The organism is Epibacterium sp. ABZ3_068 (assembly GCF_056159265.1).
The window spans coordinates 274001-280000 of the sequence record NZ_JBSWUV010000001.1 but is presented as its reverse complement, the minus strand read 5'-3'; the positions used below and the strand labels follow the sequence as shown (position 1 = coordinate 280000).

Here is a 6000-nt window from a genome sequence, read left to right as displayed (position 1 = left end):
AGAAAGATAAGCAACAGATCTTACCAGCTTCTGTTGTCGATCGTGTTAATTGCCGCGTCGCCCAAGTGGCGAAACGGAAAGACGTTAACACTGTCTTTTTCTGGATCAGATCAAGCGCGAGAAGGGCGTTTGGTGGATGCCTTGGCAGTAAGAGGCGATGAAGGACGTGATACTCTGCGATAAGTCATGGGGAGCTGAGAATAAGCTTTGATCCATGAATTTCCGAATGGGGCAACCCACTTGAATGTTTGTTATAATAGCCTTTCTAGGCTGCTTATAATGAGCATAACCAAGTACTTATTACCTGAATACATAGGGTTTTAAGAGCAAACCCGGGGAACTGAAACATCTAAGTACCCGGAGGAAAGGAAATCAATTGATACTCCCCTAGTAGCGGCGAGCGAACGGGGACCAGCCGAGCCTGATGAGTGACCAGAATATGTTGGGAAGCATAGCCATAGCGGGTGATAGCCCCGTATGGGAAGCTCTGAAGGACGTATTAAGTAGGGCGGAACACGTGAAATTCTGTCTGAAGATCGGAGGACCACCTTCGAAGGCTAAGTACTCCTTACTGACCGATAGCGAACCAGTACCGTGAGGGAAAGGTGAAAAGCACCCCGACAAGGGGAGTGAAACAGTCCCTGAAACCGAACGCCTACAATCAGTCGGAGGATCTTTACGATCTGACGGCGTACCTTTTGTATAATGGGTCATCGACTTGGTCTCACGTGCAAGCTTAAGCCGTTAGGTGTAGGCGCAGCGAAAGCGAGTCTTAATAGGGCGCATGAGTACGTGGGATCAGACCCGAAACCGAGTGATCTAGGCATGACCAGGTTGAAGGTGCAGTAACATGCACTGGAGGACCGAACCCACATCTGTTGAAAAAGATCGGGATGAGTTGTGCCTAGGGGTGAAAGGCCAATCAAACTCGGAGATAGCTGGTTCTCTGCGAAATCTATTTAGGTAGAGCGTCATCCGAATACCCCGGGGGGTAGAGCACTGGATGGGTAATGGGGCCCCACAGGCTTACTGATCCTAACCAAACTCCGAATACCCGGGAGTACTAGATGGCAGACACACTGCGGATGCTAACGTCCGTAGTGGAGAGGGAAACAACCCTGACCTCCGGCTAAGGCCCCTAATTCATGGCTAAGTGGGAAAGCAGGTGGGATGTCCAAAACAACCAGGAGGTTGGCTTAGAAGCAGCCATCCTTTAAAGATAGCGTAACAGCTCACTGGTCTAATTAAGACGTCCTGCGGCGAAGATGTAACGGGGCTCAAGCCATGAGCCGAAGCCGAGGATGCACATAGTGCATGGTAGCAGAGCGTAGTGTGATATAGTTCCATGCGTCTTTAACCTTCCTCTGGAAGGTCTTGGACGCACGGAGCTTTCGATGAAGCGGGCGCGTGAGCGATCCCGTGGAGAGATCACTAGTGAGAATGATGACATGAGTAGCGACAAAGAGTGTGAGAGACACTCTCGCCGAAAGTCCAAGGGTTCCTGCTTAAAGCTAATCTGAGCAGGGTAAGCCGGCCCCTAAGCCGAGGCCGAAAGGCGTAGGCGATGGGAACCAGGTTAATATTCCTGGGCCAGGAGGATGTGACGGATTGTGAAGGTAGTTTGCCCTTATCGGATTGGGTGGGCTGCTGATCAGTCCCTGGAAATAGCCCTCCATGAGACCGTACCCTAAACCGACACAGGTGGACTGGTAGAGAATACCAAGGCGCTTGAGAGAACGATGTTGAAGGAACTCGGCAAAATACCTCCGTAAGTTCGCGAGAAGGAGGCCCGGGTCCTACGCAAGTGGAATCCGGGGGCACAAACCAGGGGGTGGCGACTGTTTATTAAAAACATAGGGCTCTGCGAAGTCGCAAGACGACGTATAGGGTCTGACGCCTGCCCGGTGCCTGAAGGTTAAAAGGAGGGGTGAGAGCTCCGAATTGAAGCCCAGGTAAACGGCGGCCGTAACTATAACGGTCCTAAGGTAGCGAAATTCCTTGTCGGGTAAGTTCCGACCTGCACGAATGGCGTAACGACTTCCCCGCTGTCTCCAACATCGACTCAGCGAAATTGAATTGCCTGTCAAGATGCAGGCTTCCCGCGGTTAGACGGAAAGACCCCGTGCACCTTTACTACAGCTTCGCACTGGTATCAGGATTGTGATGTGCAGGATAGGTGGTAGGCATCGAAACCAGGACGCAAGTCCAGGTGGAGCCTCCCTTGAGATACCACCCTTCGCACTCTTGATATCTAACCGCGGTCCCTTACCGGGATCCGGGACCCTGCGTGGCGGGTAGTTTGACTGGGGCGGTCGCCTCCTAAAGAGTAACGGAGGCGCGCGAAGGTTGGCTCAGAGCGGTCGGAAATCGCTCGTTGAGTGCAATGGCAAAAGCCAGCCTGACTGCAAGACTGACAAGTCGAGCAGAGACGAAAGTCGGCCATAGTGATCCGGTGGTCCCGAGTGGAAGGGCCATCGCTCAACGGATAAAAGGTACGCCGGGGATAACAGGCTGATACTGCCCAAGAGTCCATATCGACGGCAGTGTTTGGCACCTCGATGTCGGCTCATCTCATCCTGGGGCTGGAGCAGGTCCCAAGGGTACGGCTGTTCGCCGTTTAAAGAGGTACGTGAGCTGGGTTTAGAACGTCGTGAGACAGTTCGGTCCCTATCTGCCGTGGGTGTAGGATACTTGAGAGGAGTTGCCCCTAGTACGAGAGGACCGGGGTGAACGAACCACTGGTGGACCAGTTATCGTGCCAACGGTAGTGCTGGGTAGCTATGTTCGGAAAGGATAACCGCTGAAGGCATCTAAGCGGGAAGCCCCCCTCAAAACAAGGTATCCCTGAGGGCCGTGGAAGACCACCACGTCAATAGGCCGGAGATGTAAGTGCAGTAATGCACTCAGTTGACCGGTACTAATCGCCCGATTGGCTTGATCTGATCCAGAAATAGACAGTGTCTATTCTAAAATATATCAAGCAACCAAAAGCAAAACTAACTTGGACAACCTTGATTGTAAGCGTCAAAAAAAACGCATGGTATTGCCTCGGTTTGGTGGCAACAGCAAGAGCAAAACACCCGGTCCCATCCCGAACCCGGAAGTTAAGTGCCTCAGCGCCAATGGTACTTGGGCTTAAGCCCTGGGAGAGTAGGTCACCGCCAAACCTAGATAATACCAGTCTCTATAAATCGATAAATACACAAAACCAGCGCGGGATGGAGCAGCCAGGTAGCTCGTCAGGCTCATAACCTGAAGGTCGTAGGTTCAAATCCTACTCCCGCAACCAGCTTTTCCTACTACATCAGACACAACATACTCTGAACGTAGTGGAAAAACACGCGCAAGCCATCTGACCCAGCCCCCTGATCCGGTCCGTTCAGGTGTAGAACCCGTTCTTGTTTCTTTCTGTTGATTGGGTTGCGGTCAAGGCCTGCTGAGCGGAGCCCTTGCGGAGCTCAAGCGAGGCAGGCCGGGTGGCACGGTTGAGACTGGCGCAAACGGCTGGAGCCAGCCCGCCAAGTGAAGTGTGTGGTCGTTCAGTGTTGTAGTCGATCCTCCAGGTTTCAATTATCTTTCTGGCTTCGGCGAGATTGCCGAAGATATGTTCGTTCAGGCATTCGTCGCGCAGGCGGCCATTGAAGCTTTCGACAAACGCATTCTGCAGTAAGCGTTGTATCCAGGGCCCGAAACAGCACTTTTAATCTTCTCTGCAAGATCTAAGACTACCAAACAAGCGCTCAGTCGCCGCTGTTTGACATCGTTAACTCCTACCCCCGGCAACCTGGGCCGCAATGCCAATTCATTGGAGCTTCCGGCACATTGCCGCCGGTCGACCTCGACATGTGCTGCGGTGCCGCATTCCCGGTAGCTGCCGTTCGTCGTCCGCCGCAACATACGCATGGAAGGATGGAGCGACGAGGAACGGAACAGCAGTTCTCTTGTCTAGCTGGGAGCTGAAAGCGTCTAGCGTTGTAACATGGCATAACCAATCAGCTTAAGGGAGCGAAAGATCTGGCTTTCCTTCAGTTAATCATGGAACCTGAACAAGCAGTTTGTGGCGAGGGAGAAAGGCGTGCAGCTGGTTCAACTTGCGCTAGCAGACCGTGAAAAAATTTCTTCGAAATATTAAAGGTCTGGGCTTGGAAACGATGAATATAGCGCTGCTCGACGCGGGGAAAACGCAATCTGTGCTGAAACGCCTGATCAAAGAATATGATGATATTCATATCGCGGTGGCCTGGGGCTATAATGGGAAGCTTGCCGATCTCCTGATGGAGAACAGCAAGAAATTCCGTTCGGTCACCTTTGGCCTCAACGGTTTCGCGACCTCACCCGATCTGGTCGAGCGCTTGGTCGGCACCAAGAATGCCTTCATCGCCAAGGCGGACAACGGCATCTTCCATCCCAAGCTCTATCTGTTTTTGGCCGGCGGTAAGGCGGAGGCAATTGTCGGAAGTGCCAATTTCACGAAAGGTGGTCTCGATCGCAATCATGAGGCTTGCGTCCACATTCAGGGACAGGCCAACGGCGACATGTTCAAGCAGATCCAACGCGAGCTGTCAGGCTATGACGTGCTCAGGCAGCGCGTCACTAAGACGCTGGCGGACAGTTACCGTCGGCAATACGACGCAGCACGAAGGCAACGTGGCCAGCGCGACCCTATCCTCCCTGACGAGAAGAATGGGGGGAAGGGCTTAACCTCGCCGCTGGCGATGATGAGCTGGAAAGATTTCGCGGCCATGGCGAAGATCGACCCGCATCACAACTTCAAGCGCAGGATGAATTTACTTCGAGAGATACAGCGCCTTTTCGCGAGCGTGGAGCGGTTCTCGGATCTCACGGCGACGGAGTGGAAGGGGATCGCGGGCACCCTTGGTAAGTCCGAGAGGATCGCCGCAGGTCTCGACATCCATGACTGGGGGTGGTTCGGATCGATGGGAGGTAATGGCGATTTTGCGGGCCTGATCTCAAGGCGGGACCGCCAGATCAGCGATGCGGTAGACTGCATCCCCCGCAAAGACCCGGTTACTCGCGAAGATTTCGAGGAATATTGTCGGCTTTTCCGTAAGGCATTTTTGGATGCGGACGCCCATCATGTTGGAGAGTTTCCGACGGCGACAAGGCTACTTGCCATGAAGCGGCCCGACACGTTTGTCTGCGCGAACGGGAAGAATAAGGGCAATTTGGCCGAGGCACTGAACTTTGCCCCTACGACGCTTTCGCTGGCGAATTATTGGGATCGGATCATCGTGCCGATCCAGTCGTCGCCTTGGTACAACGCACCTCATCCCAGCGGCGGCGATGGCGAGTTGTGGGACTATCGCGTAGCGATGCTCGACACCCTTTACTATGATGAGGACGCTTGACTTGGTCTTCGATGAGATGGACCCGCCTGCAGGCCTCAGTATGCCCGGCCTTGAACAGACAAGGATTGAGCATCATGAGCAAGACCACGAACAAGTCTTCCCCGGAAGTGCGTGAGCGGTCCGTGCGGCTGCTATTCGACAACGAGGGCCAACACACATCCCGCTGGCAGGCTGTGACGTTGCCCCCTGCGGCTAATCCAGATTGACGCAGACGCAAGCCACACAAAAGTGATGCAATGCAGCTTTCCAATGGCAGACATTTGCCGTGGTGTTGCCTTGCACTGGGGAGAAGAGATGAAAAGCAGGGTATTAGGCAGCCTTATTGGAGGCGCCATTGGCTTCTTTGCCGGTGCTGGCACTGGCATCGTCGGCGGAGTCTTCGGCGCAATCGCTGGCGTATTCATCTTCACCGCAATAGGTGTGGCCTGGGGGTGGAGTGCCGGTCCAGACCTTGTACATACGCTTCAGCGATGGTGTAAGAAGTGACGGCCCTTCCCGGACCTTGATAGGGTCGCCAAGCACTGCGGTGCAGCTTTCCCGAAGCGGACATTGTTAGACCGCGCAGCACTTGCGAGGTGAGATATCATCACCTTCCATAATGTCCCGTTCGAGAGCCTTTGGGCTTGTTCGC

Annotated in this window: 3 protein-coding genes, 1 tRNA gene, 2 rRNA genes and 1 pseudogene; 5 read left to right on the top strand and 2 right to left on the bottom strand. The window is 53.9% G+C overall.

The genetic code is table 11. From position 1 onward, the window contains the following. The first annotated feature begins 108 nt into the window (after window positions 1-108). The 3 genes from ACXAEW_RS01410 to ACXAEW_RS01400 all read left to right on the top strand — a co-directional run bounded on the left by ACXAEW_RS01410 (window position 109) and on the right by ACXAEW_RS01400 (window position 3289). A 23S ribosomal RNA gene (locus ACXAEW_RS01410) occupies window positions 109-2942 on the top strand. A 110-nt stretch (window positions 2943-3052) separates the two neighbouring features. Further along, window positions 3053-3167: ribosomal RNA gene (rrf, locus tag ACXAEW_RS01405) — 5S ribosomal RNA — on the top strand. Window positions 3168-3212: 45 nt separating this feature from the next. Then, window positions 3213-3289, top strand: a tRNA-Met gene (locus ACXAEW_RS01400). A gap of 90 nt (window positions 3290-3379) precedes the next feature. Here the strand turns inward: ACXAEW_RS01400 and ACXAEW_RS01395 are convergent. Next, a pseudogene (locus ACXAEW_RS01395) lies at window positions 3380-3664 on the bottom strand (integrase core domain-containing protein); the annotation flags it as partial. A gap of 442 nt (window positions 3665-4106) precedes the next feature. On the opposite strand from ACXAEW_RS01395, the gene ACXAEW_RS01390 reads away from it, so the two are divergent. Next, window positions 4107-5369 (top strand): phospholipase D family protein, encoded by a 1263-nt coding sequence (locus ACXAEW_RS01390; RefSeq protein ID WP_474939605.1) that lies wholly within the window; start codon window positions 4107-4109, stop codon window positions 5367-5369. A gap of 74 nt (window positions 5370-5443) precedes the next feature. Beyond that, complete coding sequence (locus ACXAEW_RS01385) at window positions 5444-5575, top strand: hypothetical protein (protein ID WP_474943076.1); 132 nt, start codon at window positions 5444-5446, stop codon at window positions 5573-5575. 103 nt (window positions 5576-5678) lie between these two features. Here the strand turns inward: ACXAEW_RS01385 and ACXAEW_RS01380 are convergent, their stop codons facing one another. Then, on the bottom strand, window positions 5679-5891 hold the full coding sequence (locus tag ACXAEW_RS01380; RefSeq protein ID WP_474939604.1) for a hypothetical protein: 213 nt from the start codon (window positions 5889-5891) through the stop codon (window positions 5679-5681). Between the last annotated feature and the right edge of the window lie 109 nt (window positions 5892-6000).